This is a genomic window from Parasedimentitalea maritima, assembly GCF_005771405.1.
Taxonomy (GTDB): domain Bacteria; phylum Pseudomonadota; class Alphaproteobacteria; order Rhodobacterales; family Rhodobacteraceae; genus Parasedimentitalea; species Parasedimentitalea maritima.
On sequence record NZ_VAUA01000011.1, the window covers coordinates 77,291 to 100,740 of the forward strand.

The following is a 23,450-nucleotide window of genomic DNA, read 5'->3' on the forward strand; positions in this document are numbered from 1 at the left end:
ACAGCCACATCCCGTCTATGATAGCGCCAGCCTCTCAGAAGTCGTTTATCCACAACACCCTGCCTGCCCCTTCCCCCACACCGCGACACCTGCCATACTGCCCTTAACCAAGACCATCAAAGAGCAGCTCCCAAAATGGCCAATGACCTCCTCTCCGAAACCGTAACGGAAACCTATGATGCATCCTCAATCGAGGTGTTGGAGGGGCTCGAACCCGTCCGTCAGCGTCCGGGCATGTATATCGGCGGCACGGATGAGCGGGCGCTGCATCACCTGGTGGCTGAAATCCTCGACAATTCCATGGATGAAGCGGTGGCCGGCCATGCCACCCGCATCGAAGTCACCTTGAATGCTGATTATTCGGTCACCATCACCGACAACGGCCGTGGCATCCCAATTGATCCGCATCCCAAATTCCCCGACAAAAGCGCGCTCGAGGTGATCCTGTGTACCCTGCACTCGGGCGGCAAATTCTCGGGCAAGGCCTATCAAACATCCGGCGGCTTGCATGGCGTGGGGTCCTCCGTCGTCAACGCGCTGTCCGATAGCCTGGTGGTCCAGGTCGCCAAAAACAAAGAGCTGTTCGAACAACGCTTTTCGCGCGGCATCCCTTTGGGGCCGGTCGAAAAGGTCGGCGCAGCGCCAAACAAACGCGGCACCTTTATCACCTTCCACGCGGACGAACAGATCTTTGGCCACCACCGGTTCAAACCCAAGCGCCTGTTCACCCTGGTGCGCTCCAAGGCCTATCTCTACTCCGGCGTTGAAATCCGCTGGAAAACGGAGATCGACGATGGCGAGACCGCAACCAGCGCCACCTTCCACTTCCCCGGCGGGCTCAAGGACTATCTAACCGAAGTGCTGGGCAAGTCCTCGGTCTATGCCGAGGCGCCATTTGCGGGCAAGGTTGAGTTCCGCGAGAAATTTGGCGAGGCGGGCTATGTGGAATGGGCGATCAACTGGACCCCATCGCGCGACGGCTTTACCCAATCCTACTGTAACACCGTCCCCACCCCTGAGGGCGGCACCCATGTTGCCGGGTTCTGGTCTGCGATACTAAAAGGCATCAAGGCCTACGGTGAATTGGTTGGCAACAAAAAAGCCGCAAGTATCAACCGCGACGACCTTATGGCCGGAGGCTGCGCGCTGGTCTCCTGCTTCATTGCGGATCCGGCTTTTGTCGGCCAGACCAAAGACCGGCTATCCTCGGAATCCGCCTCCAAAATGGTGGAAAACTCGGTCCGTGACCACTTTGACAACTGGTTGGCCGCCGATACCAAATCAGCCGGGGCCATTCTGGATTTCCTTATCCTGCGCGCCGAAGAACGGCTGCGCCGCCGTCAGGAAAAAGAAACTCAGCGTAAATCTGCCACCAAGAAGCTGCGCCTGCCCGGCAAACTGACCGATTGCACCGCCAAAAACCGCAAAGGCACCGAGCTGTTCATCGTGGAGGGCGACTCGGCCGGTGGATCCGGCAAAGGCGCACGCAATCGGACCAATCAGGCACTGCTGCCACTCAAAGGTAAGATCCTCAACGTGCTGGGCGCGGCCTCCAACAAGATCGGCACCAATGCTGAAATCCGCGACCTGTGTGAGGCGCTGGGGGTTGGTGTGGGCACCAAATTCAACCTCGACGATCTGCGTTATGACAAAATCATCATCATGACCGATGCGGACGTCGACGGCGCCCATATTGCGTCGTTGCTGATGACCTTTTTCTTCACCCAAATGCGGCCGCTGATCGACCATGGCCACCTGTATCTGGCCTGCCCACCGCTGTTCCGCCTCACCCAAGGCGCGCGCCGTGTGTATTGCCTCGACGAAGAAGAACGCGACTCCTGGCTGGACAAAGGTCTAGGCGGCAAGGGTAAAATCGACATCTCCCGGTTCAAGGGTCTAGGCGAGATGGACGCCAAGGATCTGAAAGAGACCACCATGGACCCCACCACCCGCAAACTTATCCGCATCACCATTGACGAGGATGAACCGGGTGAGACTGGGGAATTGGTCGAGCAGCTGATGGGGAAGAAGCCCGAGCTGCGTTTCCAGTATATCCAAGAGAACGCGCGGTTTGTGGAGGAGTTGGATGTTTGATTAAGAGGTTTGCGACCAGCCTTTTTGTGCTTTTTGCCGCCACAAGTGCTCTTGCAGGCGAATTGATTTTCGAACATTTTGCACGCGTGTCGGATGGGAGCATTTCAACGAAAATTTCGGTTGAAGATGGGTATCTGGTAGTGAAAGAGGACTTTGATCGTCGGTGCTATACAAGGGGACAAGCGCGCCACATAAAGGTTAAAATCGAACTGCAAAGTATTGGTTCGATTGAAGCATCAGTGCAGAATGGGACCGGAACTCTGTCGATCCATCCAAAGCAAAGCATACTTAGCCGCGGTAAACTTATTCGTGTCATAAACGGCAAGGACTGTGGGGGACGTAGCTACACCCCATACTCTGGAAGATCTGAACTGATCTTGTGGCCCACTTTGGAAATTTCAAAAGACGCAGCCGAAGCCATCAGAAGCAAATTGGATAGTTTGTGATAGGATTGGTCCACGCCAGTCCATTGTAAAGCGGTTAGAAACTTCTCTTACGGAGCGAAAACCACCTTGGAAACGCTCTCGAAGAGCGTTTCAGGCATGAACGGGTGGAGCCCAAGGCGCGTTCTCCTGTCCTCTCCCACAACACAAGGTCAGGCGCGGCCCGTGCGGCTATGCCTTACGCCCCAAGAAGATATCTTGCTAACGGCGCTCATTGAATTAAACTGTTGGTGCGCAGGGCTCCGCCCGTTTAAACTTCAAACAATCCCCCAGATTGTTTGCCGCTTCGCGGACCAGTTCAAACTCCACGGGGGGAAGGTCAGGCGCGGGCCGTGCGGCTATGCCTTACGTCCCAAGAGGATATCCTGCTATCGGCGCACTTTGAATTGAGCGGTTGGCGCTCAGGGCTCCGCCCGTCCAAATCTCAAACATCGCCCCACGCTGTTTGCCCCTGCGGGAACCAGTGTGAACTCCATGGGGGAGTTGCGGTCGTCTCGGAAATGATCCAGGGGATCATTTCAGGCCGAAACGGGCGGAGCCCAAGGCGCGGGCCAACGGCGGCGAATATCAGCCCCGCATCTACAACTTCCCAAACGCCACCCCGCGCCAGACCCAGCCCAGCCCAGTCACCGCATCCTGCAACGGCACCTTCATCTCTTTGCTATCAAATCGGTAATTGTAAATCTCTCCGGGCCGCAGCTCTTCGGTGAACCCATAGGCCTTGCCGAATGACACCTCCTTTTTCTGCCCCCGAAACGCCGAGGCGGAAAAGGACAGGGTCGGCACCCCCACCCGCCAGCTGATGCTGTAATCCTCATCCACCGCGCGGACCTCGTGCTTGTCCACATCCAGCCGCATCTTGATCCGCGCCGCCCGCTCTAGCCCGGCCTTGGCAAAAATTTCCACCCACTTGGCATCGACAATCTGCCACTCGGCGACAAAATCACAGCTGCCATCACTGCATTTGCTGACGCTATAAGGCGCAGTCTCGCGGTTGACCGCTAAAATGGCAGCTTCAATGTCCTGGGGGGAGGCTGGCGAGGTCCCAGCCTCCGGCTTTTTCGTGCCCGACAACCAATCAAAAAGTCCCATAACCCCACCCTTTAAAAACCACACATCGCCATCAAAACAGTTTGTTGTTGAAATGGCAAAAGACATCAGCTGTTGCCTACCCGGCGCGCGCCCTGCTTGGCGGACCATAATCCAAGCCTGCGATACACAGGACGTCGCGACACCGGCTGGACCTGACACCCCCGGCCACAGGACATTGGGCTCCTTTAAAACCGGAGCGATTTGACAGCTATCAGATGCGGGTGAAACGCCCGTCCGCTTCCGCATGGGCGGCGCCGTCCCCCTTATCCTTTTGGTCAGACCTTCTGTTGATCTTTTAGGAAAAGGTGCTTTTCTCCTCTGCCCGGACATCCCGCGCGGAGCAATTGTTATGCAAAAAATCACCCTGCACCAGCGGTCGGGACTTGCTCCAGCCAGCAAAGCGCGGCTAACCTTACCCTATGATCTTGCGCCTCTTTTTGATCCTGCTGCTTGTGACCTCTTGCGGGCGCCCCCTGACAGAGACAGAGCGCGCGTTTATCAGCCAAATTCACGGCGAGGCGCTGGATCTCGATCGCATACGTCTGGTGCGCGGCGCGCCGGTTGGCTCTATTACCTTTCGCCGCCTTCCCCGCCCGCGCCTGACCTGCCGCGAGCGTATACTGCCGCCAGTACAGGATGAGATTGTCACCGCTTCGCCTGCTGCCGTGGCCCTGTTCAACCGTATCTTCTTTACCAAGGACTGGTATGCAAATACCTATCTACCGGCCTATCCTGACCGGCTATATCTGGTAGAGGCCATGCTGCTGGCGCATGAGCTGACCCATGCTTGGCAGTGGCAGAACCGCAAACAAACCGGCTATCACCCGCTGCGCGCCGCCGCCGAACATGGCACCCGCACCGACCCCTATCTGTTTGAACTAACGGCAGACGCCGACTTCCTCAGCTATGGATATGAACAACAGGGTTCCATTGTCGAAGAGTACGTCTGCTGCCGCGCGCTGGCCCCCAGAGCCCGTCGCACCAAACGTCTGCATGAAATGCTCGGCGGTGCCATGCCGGTATCCGACCTGCCGCAAAGCCGCGAAAGTGATGTTTACCTGCCGTGGAAAGACGCAGAAGTGTCCGGGATTTGCGACTAATGGGTATAGTGGGGGCTTTGCCCTCGACCTGCGGCCTCCCCCAGGATATTTTTGGCTAGATGAAGATCCTAGACTAATCTGTCAGGATGCCATTTTCCAATCGGATGGTTCGGTCCATCCGGGCCGCCAGGTCCAGGTTATGGGTAGCAATCAGCGCCGTCATGCCTGTGTCCGCCACCAGATCCATCAGCGCGGCAAACACCTGATCTGACGTGTCTGGATCGAGGTTTCCGGTGGGTTCATCCGCCAACAGAATGCGGGGTTGATTGGCCAGAGCCCGACAAAAAGCCACGCGTTGTTGCTCTCCTCCGGACAGCGCTGCAGGACGGTGATCAGCGCGCGATCCTAGTCCCACGCGCGTCAACAGGTCCAGTGCCCTTGCGTTGGCCTCGGCCTGAGAGGTGCCATTGGCCAGTTGGGGCAGGACAATGTTTTCCACCGCGCTGAATTCTGGCAGCAAGTGGTGGAACTGATAGATAAATCCAATATCCTGCCGCCGAACGCAGGTCCGCCGTCGATCCCCTTTCCCCGTCAGCTTTTGCCCGCCCACTTTGATCTCACCATCATCCGGTGTATCCAGCAGGCCTGCAATATGCAGCAGGGTAGATTTCCCCCCCCCAGAAGGTGCCAGCAGTGCCACCACCTCACCTGCACGCAAATTCAAATCGGCACCACGCAGCACATCCACCTGCCCCGGTTTTCCCCGGCTATATGACTTTGAAATCCCATTTAGTTCCAACATCAGTTCACTCATAGCGCAGCGCCTCAACCGGGTTCATTCGCGCGGCGCGCCGGGCTGGAAAGAATGTGATCAACCAGCTGAGAGCGAGGCTGAGGCCCGCTGCTGAACTGACATCGCCAAACGTCACAATGGCTGAGGGGAAGAAGAAGCCGTTGGCTTCCAGGTCACGTACACCACTACCGGTGATCCAGTCGACCAGCCCATAAATGCTGTCGATATTGGCTGCGAACACTACGCCCAGAAGGACACCAATCAGCGTCCCAACTGTGCCAACCGAGGCGCCACACAGGAAAAATACCCGTAGAATGGACCCCTGACTCAACCCCATTGTGCGCAGGATGCCAATGTCACGGCCTTTGTTTTTGACCAGCATGATCAACCCTGAAACGATGTTGAGCGCCGCAATCAGGACCAGTATCGACAGCACAATAAAAATGGCGTTGTCCTGCATCTTGAGCGCCTGGATCATACCACCTGCCCTGTCTTGCCAAGTGGTTACGTAAGCTCTATCCCCGCTGGACCGCAGTATGGGCAGCACAAGTGCACCAACCTTTGCCGGGTTTATCAGGCGCAGATCAACCTGATCAACCGCGCCTTCCCGATTGAAGAAGCTCTGCGCCTCAGCCAGTGGCAGGTAGAGACGGCTTTGGTCGATGAAACCCTGCCCGGAAGAAAAGATAAACACCACCTCATAGGCAGACACCCGTGGCGAGGTTCCCATTGCGGTTTTGACCCCATCAGGGGAAATCAACTTGATCCGGTCGCCAACCCCTACCCCCAGTTGCCGCGCCATCATTGCGCCAATGGCAACACCCGTTTCAAAATCATCCAGGCTTCCCAGTGCTTCATTTGGTTTTGCCACCATCGGATAGTTGCGTAGATCCTCAAGTGTGATGCCATAGACATCCACCGGCAGGTTGCGCCCCCTGTAGCTGCCCATAACTTGCCCACGCACCAATGGAGAAGCGTGGGTCACCTCTGGCAGGTCCCCAATTTTTTCAACAAGGCTACTATAGTCGCGGATCAAATGATCAACGGGGATTTCACCGCTAAAGTCGCGCCTGTAATGAACCTCGGCATGGGCATTTGCGCCCAGCATGGTCTGGATAATGTCCGAACGCAGACCTTCGCGCACCGCCAGTGTCGCGACCAGCGCAAACACCGCCAACGCGATCCCGATCAAACTGATCAATGTCATCACCGACACCCCGCCATCCGCTTTACGGGCACGCAGGTATCGCCAGGCAATCATCCATTCAAATCTCGAAAACGGTGGTGGTGTACTGGCCATTTTGGCTCCTGCTCGGAATTTCCGCCAAAATGGGCTGTGACACGCCCGGGGTCAAGCAGGGGGCTTTGTCTGCGCGACAATCCCCGCCCAGTGTTATGTCCAGGTCTGCAGCTAAACGGGCCTCTCCCATACGACTTGGGAGCATCGACGCAAACACGCCCCGGTGAAAATATCACCGAGGCCGCAAGCCAGTTTGGAAACCAACGAACAAAACGCAGGAAATGCTACGTCACTGCAATTGTGTCCAGGGCCGATCTATTGGCTATCTGGTTGTTGTGGTGGTTGTGGTGGTTCCGTCGCTGCTGTCTCCGATAACAACCGCCAATATAACTAGTGCCGCAAGCCCAGCAGCCCCAGCCCCGCCAGCCAACGCCGTTCCCTCCAATACATTGTTGGTCACAGGTCCGCCGCGGCAATATACTTGCAGAACACCGCTTTCAAGATACTTAGCCCGTACGAGTTCACCGGTGCCACAAACTTGACGGTTTCGCGCATCAGTCAGGGCATCCCCTGTGACCTGAGGCAAGGCAGCATTAGGCATTGAGGACACAATTACCCCAAGAGAAAGCATTTTTAACCACGCAAACGACATTAGATTATCCCCATTTTCCAAAAATGATCTGCTTATAGTAGCGCAGGGTTTACGTATTTCTACATTCTTTTGACGACTTTGATTGGCTAAGTCATCAATAGTTGCGACACGGCAACCACCAGAGGTGGATTTTCCACCGCAAAAACAATCTAAAAGTGCATTTACACCTCTGGTAGCCCAATTGACTCGCCGTCACGCAATCAGACGTTCCAAAAACCAAATTTTGGATACAATCTTCCAACCGTCTGATCCTTTCACAAAGCCCAGATGATCCTGATACACTTTTTCTCGTGCGCGGATACGGATTTTGACGGTAGCGCATTTGGGGGACAGCCAGTCAATCATCAGGATTTCACTTTCGGGTGCCTGACCAAGGTTGGCCGGAGAGTTTGGTTCATTTAGCCCAACGTCGCGAATAAACGGTGCGATCGGCTCCGCAAAAATCTCACCAGTTTCCGCATCAAACAGACTCGAGCTTTCATGAAACACTGCATTCAGTTTATCAGTGTCGCAGTGAAATAAGCCGTCAAAGTAAACCTGTACGGCTTCAAAGAGTTCGGGGTTCTGAACCATGATGTGTTTCCTTATGTTGATTTGTCATAATTTGGCAGTACAGTGAAATAATGCCACATCAGAAAATGCCAAAACTGGCGGAAATTGCGCCAAGTTCAAAGTCTCTGTCGCCAGAAGCACTGCCACCTCGGGTGGCTGCGCTGATCTACGATGGGCTGTGCACATTCGAGTACGGTATTGTTGCCGAAGTTTTTGGGCTTAGCCGCCCGGAACTTGGCGGAAGCCTGTTCACATTTTCATCCGTGCAAACCGAGGGGAAGCAAAACGTTGCGGCGGGCGGATTGATTGTGCAGGCTACCGGAACGGCGCAGGATCTGGAGCGGGCTGATATCATTGTGGTCCCGGGATGGCGTGGAAAGGACGAACCCGTTCCGGAAAAACTGTGCGCCCTCATCCAAGACTGCTACGCCCGTGGCGCGCTGCTTTTCTCAATCTGCTCGGGCATCTATGTGCTGGCGGCTGCCGGCGTTCTGAACGGGCGGAGCGCCACCACACATTGGCGCTATATTGATGATTTTGCGCAGAAATACCCCGATGTTACCCTACGCCCAAACGAGCTATACGTGGACAAAGACAACATCATCACATCGGCCGGCAGTTCGGCCGGGATTGACGCCTCTGTCCACATCGTGCGCAACTATTATGGAGCGGAGATCGCCAATTCGGTGGCTCGACGTTTGGTCATGCATGGCCACCGACATGGTGGACAGGCGCAGTTCATTGAACAGCCCGTGGCCAAACCCGGGGGGTCACATCGCCTGTCAGATATGATGGATCAGGTTCGCAGCACACTGGCCGAAACCCACCGAGTTGCAACAATGGCAAAGCTGGCCGGCATGTCGCCCCGCACATTTCAACGGCAATTCCAAAACCACGTTGGCCTGCCCGCCATGCAATGGCTGGCCCACGAACGGGTAACACGCGCCTGCCAACTGTTGGAAACCACAACCCAGTCAATCGAGGGGATCAGCCAAACGGTGGGTTTTGAATCCCCAGACCGCCTGCGTTATCACTTTCGCAATGTTCTGGCGGTGTCGCCGGCGGATTACAGGAAGAGCTTTCACCGGTCGGTTTAAGAATATCCTCCACCCATAGCGGCGGAAGTTACTTCAGCCCCCCCGCTCGCGATAATACTTAGCTGCGCCAGAGTGCAGCTGCGCAACAAGGCTATCGCGGATCATTTTGGATGGCTGAAGATCGTGCCAGGCCGGGTGTTCACCACGCATTTCTTCAAGGTTCTCAAAGGTCGCCCTTACCAGTTCATAGACAACTTGGTCGGGCACGTTGGCATGCGTCAATAGAGTAGATTTATAGCCAAATGTCTCGGTATCAGTATCAACCCCGGGATATGTGCCTCGGGGAATTGTTGTTCTGCTAAACTCGGGAGACTTGGCAATAAGACGGTCTATCTGTCTGCTCTGCAAGTTTACCAAATTCACGGCGCACTTTTTTGCCGTTGCCCGAATTGCCCCAGACGGATAACCGACAACTGCAAACACAGCATCAAACTGACCACGACACAGGGCCTTACCATGATCCTTGGGTTTCAGCGTACCGATGGAGGTAAAATCGTCTTTGCCCAACTTGTGTGCACGCAACAACTGAGCAAGGTGTTTCTCTTCCCCTCAATACACGGTTTGACATCCAGTCTCTGTGTATTCAGAGCCAAATAAATAGGGCAGGCCTTTCGACCTGCCCTTTGCTCTTCAAGCTGTCCTTAGGCTTCAAAACCCGCGGCTGGTCATGTGTGGGGCGTAGATCTCGGCGACCTTTTTCACCGCCTCTTCCGGGCTTAGCTCGACGCTTTCACCGGTGCGGCGCGAGGTCAGTTCGACCACACCGTTTTTCAACCCACGTGGGCCAACAGTGATGCGCCAGGGCAGACCAATCAGATCCATAGTGGCAAACTTACCGCCAGCGCGTTCTTTACGGTCGTCATACAGTGGCTCTAGCCCCGCAGCGGTCAGTGCAGCGTAGAGCTGGTTACAGGCCGCATCCGCCTCGTCATCGCCCTGTTTCAGGTTGACGATACCACAGTGGAACGGAGTGACACCTTCGGGCCAGATGATGCCTTTGTCGTCGTGGCTCGCCTCGATGATCGCACCCAGCAGGCGCGATACGCCAATACCATGTGAGCCCATGTGAACCGGGGTTGGCTTGCCATTCGGGCCCTGAACCTTGGCACCCAGTGCCTCAGAATACTTGGTGCCAAAGTAGAAGATCTGGCCGACTTCGATACCACGTGCGGTGCGGCGACGTTCTTCTGGAACGTCGTTGAACGCAGCTTCGTCGTGAGTTTCGTCGGTGCGGGCATATTTGGTGGTGAACTCTTCCAGCACACCCTGACACTGCTCGACACTGTCATAATCGATCTCACGATCGCCAAAGCTCAGGTCGGTGACGTCGCTGTCATAGAACACCTCGGACTCGCCCGTTTCCGCCAGCACCAGGAACTCGTGGGTATAGTCGCCACCAATTGGGCCACCATCGGCGCGCATTGGGATCGCCTGTAGGCCCATACGTTCGTAGGAGCGCAGATAGCTGACCAGGTGACGGTTATAGGCGTGCAGCGCATCCTCTTTGGTGAGGTCGAAGTTGTAGCCGTCCTTCATATAGAATTCGCGGCCCCGCATGACGCCGAAACGCGGGCGGACTTCGTCGCGGAATTTCCACTGGATGTGGTACAGCGTCAGCGGCAGGTCTTTGTAGCTGTTGACGTGGCTGCGGAAGATGTCAGTGATCAGCTCTTCGTTGGTGGGACCATAAAGCATATCGCGACCATGCCGGTCAGAAATGCGCAGCATTTCCTTGCCATAGTCGTCATAGCGACCGGACTCTTTCCACAGATCCGCCGACTGCAACGTCGGCATCAGCATTGGGATGTGACCCGCCCGCATTTGTTCGTCATGCACGATGGTTTCAATCTTCTTCAGGACCTTGAAGCCCATTGGCAGCCAGGAATAGATCCCAGCAGAAGATTGTTTGATCATGCCGGCACGCAGCATAAGACGGTGACTGGCGATCTGCGCCTCAGATGGCGTCTCTTTCAGAACGGGCAAAAAATAGCGGGACAGGCGCATGGGCACTCCGGTGCGTGATGAAATCTTGAACTTTAGCCCGGTTTAGAGCGTGTGACCAAGCTGGGCAAGTGTGCAGATGGCCCCTGTGTGACAGTCGGCACGGAACAGATACCTAAACCTTCAGGCGTAATTACGACCCCTATGCCATGTGTAGGAAACCAGCTGGCTTGACGTTTGCCAACTGCACTTTTGCCGCTAAGCCTGAACCTGTGCCAATAGCTCTGCTTTGCGAAACGGTTTAGTCATGAAACTGTTCATACCGGCCGAAAGACAGGCCTCGGCGTCACTGGGCTGGGCATTGGCGGTCAATGCAATGATCCGGCACTCGGGATACTGGGTTTCTTTTTCGTAATTGCGGATCAAGCGTGTCGCTTCAAGCCCGCCTAAAACCGGCATGGAAAGATCCATCAGAATCAAATCCCATTCCCCACTTTTATAAGCTTCAAACGCCTGCAGCCCGTTAGAAACAAAGTGCAAATTTGCCCCGGTTAGTTTGAGCATCTTTTTAACAACCAACTGATTGGTTTTGTTGTCCTCGGCAACAAGAATTTTCAGCCCATCAAGGATCCCAAAGGCCTCACCAAACTCCGCATCTACGCTTTGCTGTGGTTCAGCCAAAGAACCTAAAGAGTTGTCCGAGGTGATCGCGTTTTCCGGTGCAGGCGACCCGATAGCTTGCTCTGATATCGGCAAATCAAGCAGTACCGAAAAGGTGGTTCCATCGCCCAATGCGGAATCGACACGCACCGCCCCCCCCATAAGCTCAACCAGCGCCTGTGTGATCGCAAGGCCCAGGCCTGTTCCTTCCACTTCGCGGGTTGCAGTGCTGTCAACCTGTTCAAATGCCGAAAAAATGGTATCTTTACGACTGTCGTCGATCCCTATTCCTGTGTCAGAAACGGTAATACAAAGGGGATAGTTCTGGTTACTTGGATCGAAAAGAACGCCGAGTGTAATATGGCCTTCTTCTGTAAACTTGATGGCGTTACCAATTAAGTTCAGCAAAACCTGACGCAGTTTGTTCACATCACCTACAAAGTTCTGAGGTTCGGTTTCTGGATAATCTATGCGTAGGTCTATGCCCTTATAAGCCGCGCGTGCCCATAACAGGTCGCCAATCTCGCGAACCATTCCATTCAGGGAAAACGGTTCATCACGAAGTGAAACCCTTTGCGCCTGGATCGTCGAAAAATCTAATATATCGTTGATGATTTCAAGCAGTGAATCCGCCGAGTTATGGATGGTATTTGCAAACACTACTTGCTGTTCGTCGAGCTCACTTTCCAACAACAGCTCGCTCATTCCCAATATACCGTTCATGGGGGTTCTGATCTCGTGGCTCATATTGGCCAGAAACCGTTCTTTTATTCGACCGGCCTCCTCGGCCTTTTCCTTCGCTATTTTTGCAAGCTCCAGAGCCGTGTCCAATTCCCGCTCTGAGGTCACATCCATTGATGATCCGATCAGATGTGTTAACCTGCCATCTGCACCAAAAATGGGCTTCATTGTCGTCCGCAAATGAAAGGTTCGCTGAACTTTGGGCATAGTGATTTCATAGGTGATTTCTTTTCTAGCATGAACGACTTCGAGCTGTTTAGCCAAAGCCCGTTCACCCATCGCGCCACCATAAATTTCTAACGCAGTTTTACCCAAATAGTCGTCACGCGTCAGATCTGCTATGCTGCGGGAAACTGCATTCATCATAACATATCGCGGCAAACCATCCATTCCAACTTCAAGAACGATGACAGCGAGATTCATGGCCTCGAATAGCTCAAACTGATTGGATGATCCGTCTAGAAGCACTAATAATTCTCGCAAGGCCAAGGGTACGCGGGCTTATATCGCTCAATTTCATACAGAATTGACTAATAAATAAATGTTAGCAAATCATTTCATGACCCATGATGTGCTACAAAACGAAAAGCGCGGGTGGGTACCAAAGAGTACATTTTGGTTTCACTCAGACCGTCAGAGGCACCGTCCCCCCAAGTAAGGCCATGTCACCAACAGCTGCGAAGCGCGCATCCGTTACGGTGGGATAAAATGGATTTGGTAACAGTCCCCGTCTTTTGCGGAAGCTCGGTTCTTTGCTCAATTGTATTGCGGCAATACTTATGTTGGGTGTCGGTTTTGACGACCCGTGTCGCGAACTTTCTAGAATGCTCATTCAAGTTTCGTATGTTGCCCGAAATTTAGGTGGAGCAGCCCCCGTGACCAAGACCATAACCGAACCCTCCCGCGAAATACCCGTCATTCATGAAACCGAAGTCCTGGTGATCGGATCAGGCCCCGGTGGGTTGGCGGCTGCACTTGCAGCAGCGCGGGCTGGTGTGCAGGTGGCCTTGCTGGACCGGTTTGGCTGTTTTGGCGGCAATATCACCACCGTCGGGGTCGAGGGTTTTGCCTGGTATCGCCACGAACAAACGGTTGAGGCAGGCGGCATCGGCTGGGAGTTCGAAGAGCGTGCCAAGGCAATGGGGGCTGCGGTGCCAGAGAGCCAGTCTTTAAGCTATGAGCTGGACAGCGAAGGCTTCAAACTGGTGGCGGACAAGCTGGTGGAAGAGGCCGGCATTCACCCGATGTTACACCGCCAGTTTGTGGCGCCGATCCGTGAAGACGATACTGTCACTGGGGTGATCGTAGAATCCAAGGCCGGGCGCGAAGCGATTTTGGCCAAGCGGGTGATTGATGCCACAGGCGATGCAGACATTGCCTACATGATGGGCGCCCCCTGTATCAAAACCCCGATTGAGGACATGCAGGCGGCATCGGTGATGTTCCACATAGCTGGCGTGGATAAGCAAAAGTTCATGGACGGGGTAAAGGCGGACCCGCAGACCTATGCCGACTGGTCGACCGGTGAATGGCAGGTGGAAACCGATGGCAAAGAGGACGAGATGTTCTCGCCCTTTCTGGCCAAACCCTTTGGTCAGGCGATCCGTGACGGGGTTATCCCGGCGCATCTGAACACCATTGGCGGCACCTGGGGCGCGGTGCATGACAGTGGTGAGATGACCTATATGAACCTGGTGCATCTGGCCGAGATTGATGGCACCGACCCAGACAGCATGACCAAAGGCGAGATCGAAGGCCGCAAACAGGCGATGTTGGCGATTGAAGCATTGAAAGCCTACACACCGGGCTGCGAGGCGGCGCGGTTGCGTAATTTTGGCATGACGCTTGGCATCCGCGACACCCGCAAGATCGATGCCATGCACAACATCACCGAGGACGAGACCCGCAATCAGGGCCGGTTTGACGATAGCATCGGCATCTATCCTGAATTCATCGACGGCTACGGCATCCTGATTCTGCCCACCACTGGCCGGTACATGCAGATCCCTTATCGCTGTATGCTGCCCAAGGGTGTGAAGAACCTGCTGGTGACCGGGCGCGCCATTGGTGGGGACAAAGTGGCCCATGCCGCCACCCGCAACATGGCCTGCTGCGCGGTGGCTGGTCAGGGAGCAGGCATCGCAGCTGCGCAGTCGATCCGCAGTGACACCCCATTGGATCAAATTGACATTACTGCCGTTCAGACTGAGCTGAAACGACAGGGTGTGCGGATCCGTTGAGAAATCTGAAAAATCGTTGATGAGCTTGATCTGACGTGGCAGTACATCAGGCCTTCGAATTTTCGGAATGGTATCTTTGGGAGTGCATCAATTTGACTGAATGTTTTGACCACTATGAGGAAGCCCGGGAACTTGCTCGGCTGCTTGCCAAAACTAAACTTGATCATCATGGCGCGGCACTGATTTCGGCTATAGCCGAAGCGGCGACCGGAACCGAGGTTTTCTTTGGGCTGAAGTCAAATTTGCACGCCCTTCTACGGGAAAGAGAGTTCACTGGAGACACAAGGCTGAAAGCTGAAAGGCTTCTTAAAATGATAGTAAAATCGCTCTCCTAAATTGCCTCTTAAGGTTAGGGATTTTCGGCGACCGGTGGCTGATCTCAGTTCGGATCGATTTATGCATTTCTGACGTTCAATGCATAAATCGATCCACAACAAAACTGCAGAAGTCCCCGGCTTACCCACCGGGGATTGACACCTGCCCCTTGCATGCAACCAGCCCTTGGGTGAAAACTGCCCAAACGACGATTGCCCCGGACCAAAGTGGACAGAGAAATCATGACACTACCTGTAAAGAAACAGATGAGTTATTGGGGCATCGTCGCCCTTGCCATCGCGGTATTGCTGTGGACTCTGGGGGATGTGCTGCTGCCTTTTGTACTGGGTGGCGCTGTGGCCTATCTGATCGACCCTATCGCTGACCGTCTGGAGAACATGGGCCTGAGCCGAGCCGGTGCCACTGCGGTGATCACCGTGGGGGCCATACTGGTGTTTCTGGTGTTGCTTCTGGTGGTTGTGCCAACGCTGATTTTTCAGATGATCGAACTGGTGCAGGTCCTGCCTGAACTGTTTCGCGATGCCCGATCATTTGCCTTTGACCGCTTCCCGTCCCTGTTTGATGAAACCAGCCAGATGCACCAGACCATTGCATCCCTGGCGGAATCCCTGAAAAGCCATTGGGTTGGCGTTCTGGAAACCGTCCTTGGCTCTGCTGTTTCACTTCTAAATATAGTGGTGTTGATCGTCATTGTGCCGGTGGTCTCCATCTACCTGCTGCTGGACTGGGACCGGATGACAAACCGCATTGGCGAGCTACTGCCGCGTGATCATGCGCCCGTCATTCATCGCCTTGCCGGTGAGATCGATGCCGTATTGGCCTCCTTCATTCGCGGTATGGGCACTGTTTGCCTGATCCTTGGCTCTTACTACGCGGTTTCGCTGATGCTGGTGGGGTTGAACTTTGGCTTGGCCGTCGGATTTATTGCCGGGTTGGTGACCTTTATCCCCTATCTTGGTGCGCTGATTGGCGGCGCTCTTGCCATCGGACTCGCCTTGTTTCAGTTCTGGGGCGACTGGTGGTCAATTGGGATGGTGGGTGTCATCTTTGTCATTGGCCAAGTGATCGAAGGCAATTACCTGACCCCAAAACTTGTGGGTAATTCTGTCGGCCTGCATCCGGTTTGGTTGCTACTGGCGCTGTCGGTGTTTGGGTCGCTGTTTGGCTTCGTTGGGATGCTGGTGGCGGTTCCCGTCGCTGCAGCGCTTGGTGTGATTGCGCGATTTGCAGTAGAGCAATATCTCGATAGTCGGCTATATCAGGGCGAAAGCCATCAGGACGCCGACTAATATGCACAGACAGCTTAGCTTTGATCTTCCCGCCAAGCCGGCGTTAGGAAGGGATGACTTTTTTGTAGCGCCATCGAATGCAATGGCAGTGGCGATGTTGGATGCAAGTTTCAGCTGGCCAAGCGGAAAGCTGGTGCTGAGCGGTCCTCGCGGCGCTGGCAAAACCCATCTGGTGCATGTCTGGGCCAGCCAGTCCGGCGCGCGCATCATTGCCGCCACTGACCTGACCGAAGATAAGGTTCCCAATTTGGCCAGCGGTCCGGTGGCTGTTGAAGACGTGCCCAACATTGCCCGTGACCCGCAGGCCCAAGAGGCGCTGTTTCACCTGCACAATATGGTACTGGCAAATGGCCATGCGCTGATGCTCACAGGGCAGCCCGCACCGAACCTATGGGGGCTGACATTGGCGGACTTGCAAAGCCGGGTGCAGGCTGCAACCCATGTCGCGCTTGAAGCACCAGACGACGCATTGCTGGCTGTAGTGCTGGCAAAACTATTCAATGATCGCCAGATCATGCCCAAGCCCGATGTCATCCCTTATCTGGTTGCCCATATGGATCGTTCTTTTGAAGCCGCCGCGCAGATTGTTGAACAGATGGACGAAATATCGCTCTCGGAGGGCCACACTTTGTCGCGCCCATTGGCGATCCGATTACTGTCACAAAATCAATACGAAATGAGTCTAGAATCGGACCCAAAGGATGATTGACCCGCGACAGCTGATTTCGCATCCTATGCCCACGACGACCTGGGGAAGATCATGAACGTGTCACCGGATCCTGCTGCTGAGTGGGGGCCATTTGAGCGCCCGCTGTTTGAAGACCCTGGTGCCCGTGCCTTGTCACGGGTTGGCGTGGTGGATGTTGGGTCCAACTCGGTCCGTCTTGTAGTCTTTGATGGGGCTGCCCGCAGCCCGGCCTATTTCTACAACGAAAAAATCATGTGTGCCTTGGGGTCTGGCCTGTCGGAAACCGGTGTGTTGAACCCAAAGGGGCGCATTCGGGCTCTATCGGCACTGCGGCGGTTTCAGAACCTGGCACAGGGCATGGGTCTGCCGCCGCTATCTGTGGTGGCAACCGCCGCTGTCCGGGACGCAAGTGATGGACCCGATTTCTGCAACGATGTTTTACGCGAAACCGGGCTGAAAATCTGGGTCATCGATGGCCGTGAAGAGGCCCGTCTGTCAGCCCAGGGTGTTTTGCTGGGATGGCCCGGCTCGTATGGTTTGGTCTGTGATATCGGCGGTTCGTCGATGGAACTGGCTGAAATTCAGGAGGGGCGCGTTGGCAAGCGGGTGACCTCTTCGCTGGGACCGCTGAAGCTGCGCGAACTGCCTGGTGGGCGAAAGGGCCGCAAGGATCACATCAAGCAGGTGATCCATGACCTGAAGGAAAAGATGGGGCCGCAAAAGGACCGCCTGTTCCTTGTTGGGGGCAGCTGGCGCGCCATCGCCCGCATCGATATGGCCCGGCGCGGATATTCGCTGAAGGTTCTGCATGAATACCGGATGACGGCGCAGAGTGTGCGCGACACCATCAAGTATATCGACTCACAGGATTTGGAAACTCTGCGCAACGCCTGTGGCCTCTCCTCCGCCCGAATGTCGCTGGTGCCTTATGCTGTGGATGTGTTGGCGCGGCTGGTACGCACCTTTAAGCCCAAGGACATCGCGATCTCCAGCTATGGCATCCGTGAAGGTCTGCTGTACGAACAAATGCCACAGCGCCTGCGCAAACGGGATCCGCTGGTTGAATCCTGCCGCTTCGCCGAGGCCAAAGATGCGCGCATGCCCGGCTTTGGCAAAACCCTGTATAATTTTGTACTGCCGCTGTTCAAATCCAGCCCAGACACAACCAAGCGACTGATCAAAGCCGCCTGTTTGCTGCACGACGTCAGCTGGCGCGCCCACCCTGATTACCGGGCTGAAGTCTGCTTCGATAATGCGACCCGCGCCAATCTGGGCGGGCTAAAACATTCCGAGCGGGTTTTTCTGGGGCTGGCACTGCTTCATCGCTATCGCAACAAACGTGAAGGCACGCCGTTCCAGGATCTGTATGAGCTTCTGGATGAAAAAGGCCGCCAAGAGGCCGAAATACTAGGTAAAGCGATGCGGTTTGGCGCGATGCTGATGGTGTCTCAGGATGGAGATATAGGCAAGTTGAAGTGGCAACCCCGCAAAAGGTTACTGTCCCTGACCCTGCCACGCGACATGGAGCCCCTGTTTGGAGAGGTGGCCGAAGCGCGGCTCAAATCGCTGGTGAGTACATTGGGGGCCAAGGTTACGGTTCAGGTCCGCGACTGATCAGATATCAGTTTGCCCGTCGGTCTGCGGCTGCTGTTGCGGTTGTTCTTGATCAGGTTTCTTACGAATGATGATATCCCCATTTGGCAGGATCTCGGGCATCTCGTAAACGCTCCAATCTTCAACCTGATTGGCAATTTCCGCCAGCGCGGGCCCCATCTCGCTCAGGAAACCCTGCATCGAGGGCCCCAGCGTTTCGGCCAGTTGGCGCATGTCATCCAGTGTTGGCGCCATTTCCTGCCGCAGCCCTTCCCAGAACAGCTCTAACCCCTGTTCCATCAAGCTGGGATCCTGATCCTGGTCCTGGGCAACCGCGGGCAGTGCAATAAATGCGGCAAAGGTGAGAGGTAAAATCTGTTTCATGTGCTCAATATAGGCTGGTTGGTTGGTGATTTTAAGTCAGATCAATGTCTAAACAGACAGGAAAATGATCTGACGCCGCCAGTAATGCTTCGCGCAGGTCGGCGTCGTTATAACAGTCTCCGTCCTCAAACGGGTGCCAGATCCGCCAGCTGGGTGCAGAGTTCATCAATCCTGGCGACACCATTACATAGTCCAGCAGCGCACGGAAATACCGCTTGTTGGTAGCGTTATAGAACCGCGATGTGCTGGGTTGAACACTGGCTCGGGGCTTCATCACCTGACGGGCGTGTGGATCCATCATGTCATCGCCGATCACAATCTCCACCGTTGAGCGACCAAACAGCAACTCGTATTCATCAAGGCCGGGGCCGTCGTTCAGATCTCCCATCACAATCAAATCATCACCTGCGCGCAGGTGTTGATCCACACGCCCACGTAACCAGATCGCCTGCGCCAATTGTTTACGCCTGTTGGCAATTGAAAGCCGGGTCACCGCATCCGCATTGCGCGCACCATGTGGCGCCTTTGATTTCAGATGCGCGCCAATCAGACGAACGGCACGCCCAGAGGCAGTGGTTACTGACAGCTCCAATGGCGGTTTGGAGAACGTCACATGATCCAGCTTGGCGTCGACATCGAGATCAATTTTAAATGTTCCATCAAAGCGCGGCGCCTCGCTGCTTTCCAACGGATCATGTCGCGCCTGCAGTGCATCGGGGTCATACAACAGGGCAATTTCCTGCTGAGTATCATTGGTAAACCCCATAATGGCGCGGCGCGCCCTAATCCCTGCCCTCTCAGCAAAGTTCTCCAACGCCTTTACCGTGCTTTGCTGGCGGCCAGAATTGGGGGCCTCGATGACCATGACAGCATCCGCATCAAAGGCCTGAAACACATGTGTCAGCGCATGTCCCTGAGAGTATCGATCGACCCCATGTCGCCCTGACGGCGCCTGATCAAGGATCAATTGATCCTTCTCATCAAACAGCGATGCAAACCACTCGACGTTATAGCTGACAAGCCGCATATTTTGCACATCCGTTGATTTGATCCCAGGCGCGGTTGATATCGATCATTCGCTTTTCAGCCAGACGGACCGCCTCTTCCGGCACCCCTCGCGCCATCATGGCATCGGGGTGGGTTTCGCGGACCAACTTGCGCCAATGTTTGCGGATCTCGTCGCGCGGCATGTCAGGGCTCACCCCTAATATGGTAAAGGGATCCTGAGGTGCATCAGGTACAAACCGCGCCCGCAGCGCCCGGAACTGGGTAATATCCAAACCAAAGATCAGCGACACCTCGCGCAGGAATTCATTTTCATTGGGGTGATAAAACCCATCTGCCATAGCAATGTGAAACAGCCCCTCCATCAGGTCAGACAGGGTCGTGGGATCTTCAGCAAACATTGCCTGGATCCGTTGGGCATATTCGCGGTAGCCCGCCACATCAGTACGCGCCATGTTAAACACCTTTGCGGCGCCTGCTTCATCGCCGCTGGCAATCTGGAAGACTTCGCGAAAGGCGGTCACCTCGTCGCGCGTAACCTGTCCATCCGCCTTGGCCATCTTGGCCCCCAGTGCAATCACCGCAATGGCAAAGCCAACGGTTTTTTCCGGCGATCCGCGCAGGTGTTCAAACACCTGAGACAGGTTCTCGCCCTTAGCAAGGGCGGCAATGGCTTCTGATATTCGGGCCCAGAGTGACATGTGTTTACTCTAATCCTTTTTGTCAAAACTGTCAGGTTCGGCTTGCGAGCTGGGAGGCAGGATTTTCTGCATCAGGACAGTCCCCAGCCACTGGCCATTTTTGCGTCCAACTTCGGGCAGATGACCCACTTCACTGTATCCCATCGCAGCGTGAAATTTCAAACCAGCAGGATTAGCACTGCTGATGCCAGCCACCAGAACATGTATCCCAGCCTGAGCGGCGACATCTTCAAGAGCCAGCAGCAGTGCGCGCCCAATACCACTCCCCTTTGCGGCGGGGACCAAATGAATGGTGTGTTCCGCCGTATGGCGATACCCAGGCCCCCCGCGAAACGCACCGTAGTTGGCATGCCCAACCACTTGTCCATCCAACTCGGCGACAAGATACCCGCCCGCTTTCTCAGCAATGTCTGCGCACACCTGAGAGGTGGTCTTTTCGAGTGTGGTGAAAGTCACCAGTGTATCGCGCACCAATGCATTGATGATATCGCAGATTGCACCGGCATCTTCGGGCTGTGCCGGCCGGATGATCATTGCAGGATCCTCTCCCCGTGAGGGGTATCAAAGGTAGCTTCAAATCCAGCCTCACCGCGTTCATAGGCGACCCGGTCATCGCCCAGTGGCAATTGGGTTTGCAGTTGGTCCGCTTTAGGGTGGGATATGGTCAGTCGCTTCAACTGACATCCCTGCTGTGTCAGGTTTGGAGCCGGATGCGGACTGTGCCATTCAATCAGAGCTGGGAACATATTGTCATAAGGCAGAATTCCATCGTCAGGCACCGCCATATCCCAGCGCAAGCTACCACGGGTCAAGGCAACAGGTGCCCCTACCCCATTTGGCAATTCAGCTAACTCTTGTGCCATATCAGTGCAGCGGCAGATCCAGTTACTGATGCGGGGCGCGCCAGAAAACCGGTCCAGATCAAACCAACAAGGACTGCGTTGCGGCGTTGCATCAGGATTGATGGCGATCGCCTCCAGATATAACCCGTCAGCAAGACCCAGAAGATAGTTATGAGTGCCAAACATGGCGTGTTGGCCTCCCATCTGCAACGGAACGCCAAGCGCCTCTTCCACATGGGCCTTCGCCGCCTCAAGGCTTTCGCCCGCCACTGCCAGATGATCCAGTTCCATTGCACGCTCCTGTTATTGGCGTCACCTTAGCCGCGAAAAGACCGGGGGCAAGGTGATAGTTCAGGTGAGCGAAGGGACGCCAATATGCCGAACTTTGGGGCAATTATGCGGGTTACAGCGCCCGCATGAAAATCTGACTGGCCAAAACGACAACCACAGTCCCGGCGAAAATCTCAAGAGCCGCAGCGGCCCGCAGCGCACCGGTTCCCTGCATCTGTGCCAATGTCCCTTTTCGCAGGGTAACCACGGCCACCGCCATAACAACTGTAACCAAAGCCGTTCCCAGCCCCATGGCAAAAGCTCCGGCAATACCAGCCCACAATATCCCCATACGCCAGGTGAGCAGCAGTAGAAACACCGCCCCAGTACAGGGTCGGATCGCCACCGCACCTACAATCGCCACTGCATCGCGCCAAGAGGACATGTTGGCCGCTTCTTCTAGCGTTGGTCCATGCCGGTGCCCGCAGGTCGGGCACTCTCCCCCGTCTTCCGGAGCATCATGATCGTGATGATGGCCATGGGGTTCGGCTTGCCAGGTCCGGAGCAAGCGGCGCCCCCCCCGCAACAAAATCCAAAGGCCAACGAGGGCAATCAGCCCATAAGAAACCGGCGCCAACACATCCTCTGCGGCACTTGTCAGCTGCTCGCGGCGCCAATCAAACAGGGACAGACCGCCTGCCACCAACAGTACCGCTGTTGCGGCCTGTGCCAGCGACGCTGTGATTGCCAGCCCGGCCAACCGTAACATTGGGACCGGCTTACCCAGACCATAGCCGCCGATCACCAGTTTTCCGTGGCCTGGTCCGGCTGCGTGAAAGAAACCGTAGCTGAAACAGAATGTTAGCAGCGCCATAAGCGCCCCGGGCTCCCCTGCGCGCAGAGACCGCAAACCGCGTGCCATTGCGTTTTGCACCTGTCTTTGGCTCTCGGCTGCCCAAGCAAGGAACGGCTCAGCACCTCCCATGAACCAAAAATAAACAGCGGCAATGGCAAGACTTATCGCAGCGACCAAAGCAATCCAGCGCATAGATTTACTCACAGCTCAGCCGCACAACATCCGCAAAGGCTTCGCCAACTTCCGGATAGGCATCATTTGTCTGGCTGGCTGGCATTGAGTAGAGCAGCTCTTCAACCATGCTATACGCAGCATTCAGATCCGGTGGTGTGATTTCACCCTTGCAGTCACCACTGACCTCCAACCCTTGGTTCAAAGTATAGGCCGTGTAATAAGTCGGGTCATAAGCTCTGAACACAACGCCATCCGCCGAAACCGGCTGCGCCAGTTCTCTGCGGTGACGGGTGGTGATCTGACCATTGGAGACTTCTGTCAGCAAATGTTCACCTGCCCCGAGGGCCAGCTTCACACCGTTGCTGGTCAAATAGCTGTCTCCTTCATAACCTTCGCTCCACTGCAGATCGAACCCTTGTAGTTTATCAAGTTCTTGCTGCGTCAGCTCGCCGTCGAAATCCGCATCCAGCGCCAGATCTTCAAAGATCAGCAAGGAATAAAATTCATCATAGGCCCAGGTGATTTCCACCGCTTCCAACTGCCCTGCAGTTGAGATGATCACCGTTAGCCCGGTGTTGACAAAAATATGCGGGTGCGCGTTGGCCCCTACGGGGACCAGTGAAAAAGCGGTAGCAATGGGTAAAGCGATTTTCATATTTAATTCTGTAAAGCGCAGCCAAACCGGCAGCAAGTGCGGCGCGTTACAGGAGCCCGTTTTGCGCAAGCA

General features: G+C 55.3%; 23 protein-coding genes and 1 pseudogene. 9 read left to right on the forward strand and 15 right to left on the reverse strand.

Annotation, left to right across the window (positions count from 1 at the left end):
• Positions 1–135: 135 nt before the first annotated feature.
• A complete protein-coding gene (gene parE, locus FEE96_RS19410) occupies positions 136–2,094 on the forward strand; it encodes a DNA topoisomerase IV subunit B (protein ID WP_138164786.1) in 1,959 nt (652 codons plus the stop codon).
• Entirely contained in the window at positions 2,091–2,540 is a 450-nt protein-coding gene (locus FEE96_RS19415; protein ID WP_138164787.1) for a hypothetical protein, read from the forward strand. The genes parE and FEE96_RS19415 overlap by 4 nt, the downstream gene beginning before the upstream one ends.
• Positions 2,541–3,116: 576 nt before the next feature.
• Here FEE96_RS19415 and FEE96_RS19420 read toward each other — a convergent pair.
• A complete protein-coding gene (locus tag FEE96_RS19420) occupies positions 3,117–3,629 on the reverse strand; it encodes a hypothetical protein (protein WP_138164788.1) in 513 nt (170 codons plus the stop codon).
• Positions 3,630–4,048: 419 nt separating this feature from the next.
• Between FEE96_RS19420 and FEE96_RS19425 the strand changes: the two genes are divergently transcribed.
• Positions 4,049–4,729: a hypothetical protein gene (locus FEE96_RS19425; RefSeq protein WP_138164789.1), complete on the forward strand. Its 681-nt coding sequence runs from the start codon at positions 4,049–4,051 to the stop codon at positions 4,727–4,729.
• Between the two features lie 73 nt (positions 4,730–4,802).
• Here FEE96_RS19425 and FEE96_RS19430 read toward each other — a convergent pair whose 3' ends face one another.
• From FEE96_RS19430 to FEE96_RS19445, 4 genes are all read right to left on the reverse strand, one after another.
• Complete coding sequence (locus tag FEE96_RS19430) at positions 4,803–5,483, reverse strand: ABC transporter ATP-binding protein (RefSeq protein WP_138164790.1); 681 nt, start codon at positions 5,481–5,483, stop codon at positions 4,803–4,805.
• On the reverse strand, positions 5,476–6,762 hold the full coding sequence (locus FEE96_RS19435; protein ID WP_138164791.1) for an ABC transporter permease: 1,287 nt from the start codon (positions 6,760–6,762) through the stop codon (positions 5,476–5,478). Before FEE96_RS19435 ends, FEE96_RS19430 begins: the two co-directional genes overlap by 8 nt.
• Before the next feature lie 262 nt (positions 6,763–7,024).
• On the reverse strand, positions 7,025–7,354 hold the full coding sequence (locus FEE96_RS19440) for a hypothetical protein (RefSeq protein WP_138164792.1): 330 nt from the start codon (positions 7,352–7,354) through the stop codon (positions 7,025–7,027).
• Between the two features lie 192 nt (positions 7,355–7,546).
• A complete protein-coding gene (locus FEE96_RS19445; protein WP_138164793.1) occupies positions 7,547–7,927 on the reverse strand; it encodes a nuclear transport factor 2 family protein in 381 nt (126 codons plus the stop codon).
• A 50-nt stretch (positions 7,928–7,977) separates the two neighbouring features.
• Here FEE96_RS19445 and ftrA point away from each other — a divergent pair, with 50 nt between their 5' ends.
• Positions 7,978–9,003, forward strand: a complete 1,026-nt coding sequence (gene ftrA, locus FEE96_RS19450; RefSeq protein ID WP_212744798.1) for a transcriptional regulator FtrA — start codon at positions 7,978–7,980, stop codon at positions 9,001–9,003.
• Between the two features lie 33 nt (positions 9,004–9,036).
• On the opposite strand, the pseudogene FEE96_RS19455 reads toward ftrA, so the two are convergent.
• The 3 genes and pseudogenes from FEE96_RS19455 to FEE96_RS19465 form a co-directional block, all read right to left on the reverse strand.
• A pseudogene (locus FEE96_RS19455) lies at positions 9,037–9,540 on the reverse strand (TAXI family TRAP transporter solute-binding subunit); the annotation flags it as partial.
• Between the two features lie 111 nt (positions 9,541–9,651).
• Positions 9,652–11,007, reverse strand: coding sequence for a proline--tRNA ligase (proS, locus tag FEE96_RS19460; protein ID WP_138164795.1), 1,356 nt, complete (start codon positions 11,005–11,007; stop codon positions 9,652–9,654).
• A 195-nt stretch (positions 11,008–11,202) separates the two neighbouring features.
• Positions 11,203–12,768, reverse strand: a complete 1,566-nt coding sequence (locus FEE96_RS19465; protein ID WP_138164796.1) for an ATP-binding protein — start codon at positions 12,766–12,768, stop codon at positions 11,203–11,205.
• 452 nt (positions 12,769–13,220) lie between these two features.
• Here FEE96_RS19465 and FEE96_RS19470 point away from each other — a divergent pair, with 452 nt between their 5' ends.
• From FEE96_RS19470 to FEE96_RS19490, 5 genes are all read left to right on the forward strand, one after another.
• A complete protein-coding gene (locus tag FEE96_RS19470; RefSeq protein WP_138164797.1) occupies positions 13,221–14,585 on the forward strand; it encodes an FAD-dependent oxidoreductase in 1,365 nt (454 codons plus the stop codon).
• 35 nt (positions 14,586–14,620) lie between these two features.
• On the forward strand, positions 14,621–14,920 hold the full coding sequence (locus FEE96_RS19475) for a hypothetical protein (protein ID WP_138164798.1): 300 nt from the start codon (positions 14,621–14,623) through the stop codon (positions 14,918–14,920).
• Between the two features lie 222 nt (positions 14,921–15,142).
• Positions 15,143–16,210 (forward strand): AI-2E family transporter, encoded by a 1,068-nt coding sequence (locus tag FEE96_RS19480; RefSeq protein ID WP_138164799.1) that lies wholly within the window; start codon positions 15,143–15,145, stop codon positions 16,208–16,210.
• A gap of 1 nt (position 16,211) precedes the next feature.
• Positions 16,212–16,919 carry a P-loop NTPase family protein gene (locus tag FEE96_RS19485; protein ID WP_138164800.1) on the forward strand — a complete coding sequence of 236 codons (708 nt, stop codon included), beginning with the start codon at positions 16,212–16,214 and terminating at the stop codon, positions 16,917–16,919.
• 51 nt (positions 16,920–16,970) lie between these two features.
• Positions 16,971–18,512, forward strand: coding sequence for a Ppx/GppA family phosphatase (locus FEE96_RS19490; RefSeq protein WP_138164801.1), 1,542 nt, complete (start codon positions 16,971–16,973; stop codon positions 18,510–18,512).
• On the opposite strand, the gene FEE96_RS19495 is transcribed toward FEE96_RS19490, so the two are convergent.
• From FEE96_RS19495 to FEE96_RS19525, 7 genes are all read right to left on the reverse strand, one after another.
• Positions 18,513–18,875: a hypothetical protein gene (locus tag FEE96_RS19495; RefSeq protein ID WP_138164802.1), complete on the reverse strand. Its 363-nt coding sequence runs from the start codon at positions 18,873–18,875 to the stop codon at positions 18,513–18,515.
• Between the two features lie 31 nt (positions 18,876–18,906).
• A complete protein-coding gene (locus tag FEE96_RS19500; protein WP_138164803.1) occupies positions 18,907–19,902 on the reverse strand; it encodes an endonuclease/exonuclease/phosphatase family protein in 996 nt (331 codons plus the stop codon).
• Positions 19,883–20,581 carry a molecular chaperone DjiA gene (locus FEE96_RS19505; protein ID WP_138164804.1) on the reverse strand — a complete coding sequence of 233 codons (699 nt, stop codon included), beginning with the start codon at positions 20,579–20,581 and terminating at the stop codon, positions 19,883–19,885. Before FEE96_RS19505 ends, FEE96_RS19500 begins: the two co-directional genes overlap by 20 nt.
• A gap of 9 nt (positions 20,582–20,590) precedes the next feature.
• The gene (locus FEE96_RS19510) at positions 20,591–21,115 is read right to left on the reverse strand and encodes a GNAT family N-acetyltransferase (protein WP_138164805.1); all 525 of its coding nucleotides are present in this window, start codon (positions 21,113–21,115) and stop codon (positions 20,591–20,593) included.
• Positions 21,112–21,714 (reverse strand): VOC family protein, encoded by a 603-nt coding sequence (locus tag FEE96_RS19515; protein WP_138164806.1) that lies wholly within the window; start codon positions 21,712–21,714, stop codon positions 21,112–21,114. Before FEE96_RS19515 ends, FEE96_RS19510 begins: the two co-directional genes overlap by 4 nt.
• 112 nt (positions 21,715–21,826) lie before the next feature.
• Positions 21,827–22,741, reverse strand: coding sequence for a nickel/cobalt transporter (locus tag FEE96_RS19520; RefSeq protein ID WP_171021763.1), 915 nt, complete (start codon positions 22,739–22,741; stop codon positions 21,827–21,829).
• A gap of 4 nt (positions 22,742–22,745) precedes the next feature.
• Positions 22,746–23,378 (reverse strand): DUF1007 family protein, encoded by a 633-nt coding sequence (locus FEE96_RS19525; RefSeq protein ID WP_171021764.1) that lies wholly within the window; start codon positions 23,376–23,378, stop codon positions 22,746–22,748.
• Positions 23,379–23,450: the final 72 nt, after the last annotated feature.

Excerpts from the sequence above, each read along its gene's own strand:
- parE (WP_138164786.1), top strand. The coding sequence starts at position 136 with ATGGCCAATGACCTCCTCTCCGAAACCGTAACGGAAACCTATGATGCA.
- FEE96_RS19420 (WP_138164788.1), bottom strand. The coding sequence starts at position 3,629 with ATGGGACTTTTTGATTGGTTGTCGGGCACGAAAAAGCCGGAGGCTGGG.
- FEE96_RS19425 (WP_138164789.1), top strand. The coding sequence starts at position 4,049 with ATGATCTTGCGCCTCTTTTTGATCCTGCTGCTTGTGACCTCTTGCGGG.
- FEE96_RS19430 (WP_138164790.1), bottom strand. The coding sequence starts at position 5,483 with ATGAGTGAACTGATGTTGGAACTAAATGGGATTTCAAAGTCATATAGC.
- FEE96_RS19435 (WP_138164791.1), bottom strand. The coding sequence starts at position 6,762 with ATGGCCAGTACACCACCACCGTTTTCGAGATTTGAATGGATGATTGCC.
- FEE96_RS19440 (WP_138164792.1), bottom strand. The coding sequence starts at position 7,354 with ATGTCGTTTGCGTGGTTAAAAATGCTTTCTCTTGGGGTAATTGTGTCC.
- FEE96_RS19445 (WP_138164793.1), bottom strand. The coding sequence starts at position 7,927 with ATGGTTCAGAACCCCGAACTCTTTGAAGCCGTACAGGTTTACTTTGAC.
- ftrA (WP_212744798.1), top strand. The coding sequence starts at position 7,978 with ATGCCACATCAGAAAATGCCAAAACTGGCGGAAATTGCGCCAAGTTCA.
- proS (WP_138164795.1), bottom strand. The coding sequence starts at position 11,007 with ATGCGCCTGTCCCGCTATTTTTTGCCCGTTCTGAAAGAGACGCCATCT.
- FEE96_RS19465 (WP_138164796.1), bottom strand. The coding sequence starts at position 12,768 with ATGAATCTCGCTGTCATCGTTCTTGAAGTTGGAATGGATGGTTTGCCG.
- FEE96_RS19480 (WP_138164799.1), top strand. The coding sequence starts at position 15,143 with ATGACACTACCTGTAAAGAAACAGATGAGTTATTGGGGCATCGTCGCC.
- FEE96_RS19485 (WP_138164800.1), top strand. The coding sequence starts at position 16,212 with ATGCACAGACAGCTTAGCTTTGATCTTCCCGCCAAGCCGGCGTTAGGA.
- FEE96_RS19490 (WP_138164801.1), top strand. The coding sequence starts at position 16,971 with ATGAACGTGTCACCGGATCCTGCTGCTGAGTGGGGGCCATTTGAGCGC.
- FEE96_RS19495 (WP_138164802.1), bottom strand. The coding sequence starts at position 18,875 with ATGAAACAGATTTTACCTCTCACCTTTGCCGCATTTATTGCACTGCCC.
- FEE96_RS19500 (WP_138164803.1), bottom strand. The coding sequence starts at position 19,902 with ATGCGGCTTGTCAGCTATAACGTCGAGTGGTTTGCATCGCTGTTTGAT.
- FEE96_RS19505 (WP_138164804.1), bottom strand. The coding sequence starts at position 20,581 with ATGTCACTCTGGGCCCGAATATCAGAAGCCATTGCCGCCCTTGCTAAG.
- FEE96_RS19510 (WP_138164805.1), bottom strand. The coding sequence starts at position 21,115 with ATGATCATCCGGCCGGCACAGCCCGAAGATGCCGGTGCAATCTGCGAT.
- FEE96_RS19515 (WP_138164806.1), bottom strand. The coding sequence starts at position 21,714 with ATGGAACTGGATCATCTGGCAGTGGCGGGCGAAAGCCTTGAGGCGGCG.
- FEE96_RS19520 (WP_171021763.1), bottom strand. The coding sequence starts at position 22,741 with ATGCGCTGGATTGCTTTGGTCGCTGCGATAAGTCTTGCCATTGCCGCT.
- FEE96_RS19525 (WP_171021764.1), bottom strand. The coding sequence starts at position 23,378 with ATGAAAATCGCTTTACCCATTGCTACCGCTTTTTCACTGGTCCCCGTA.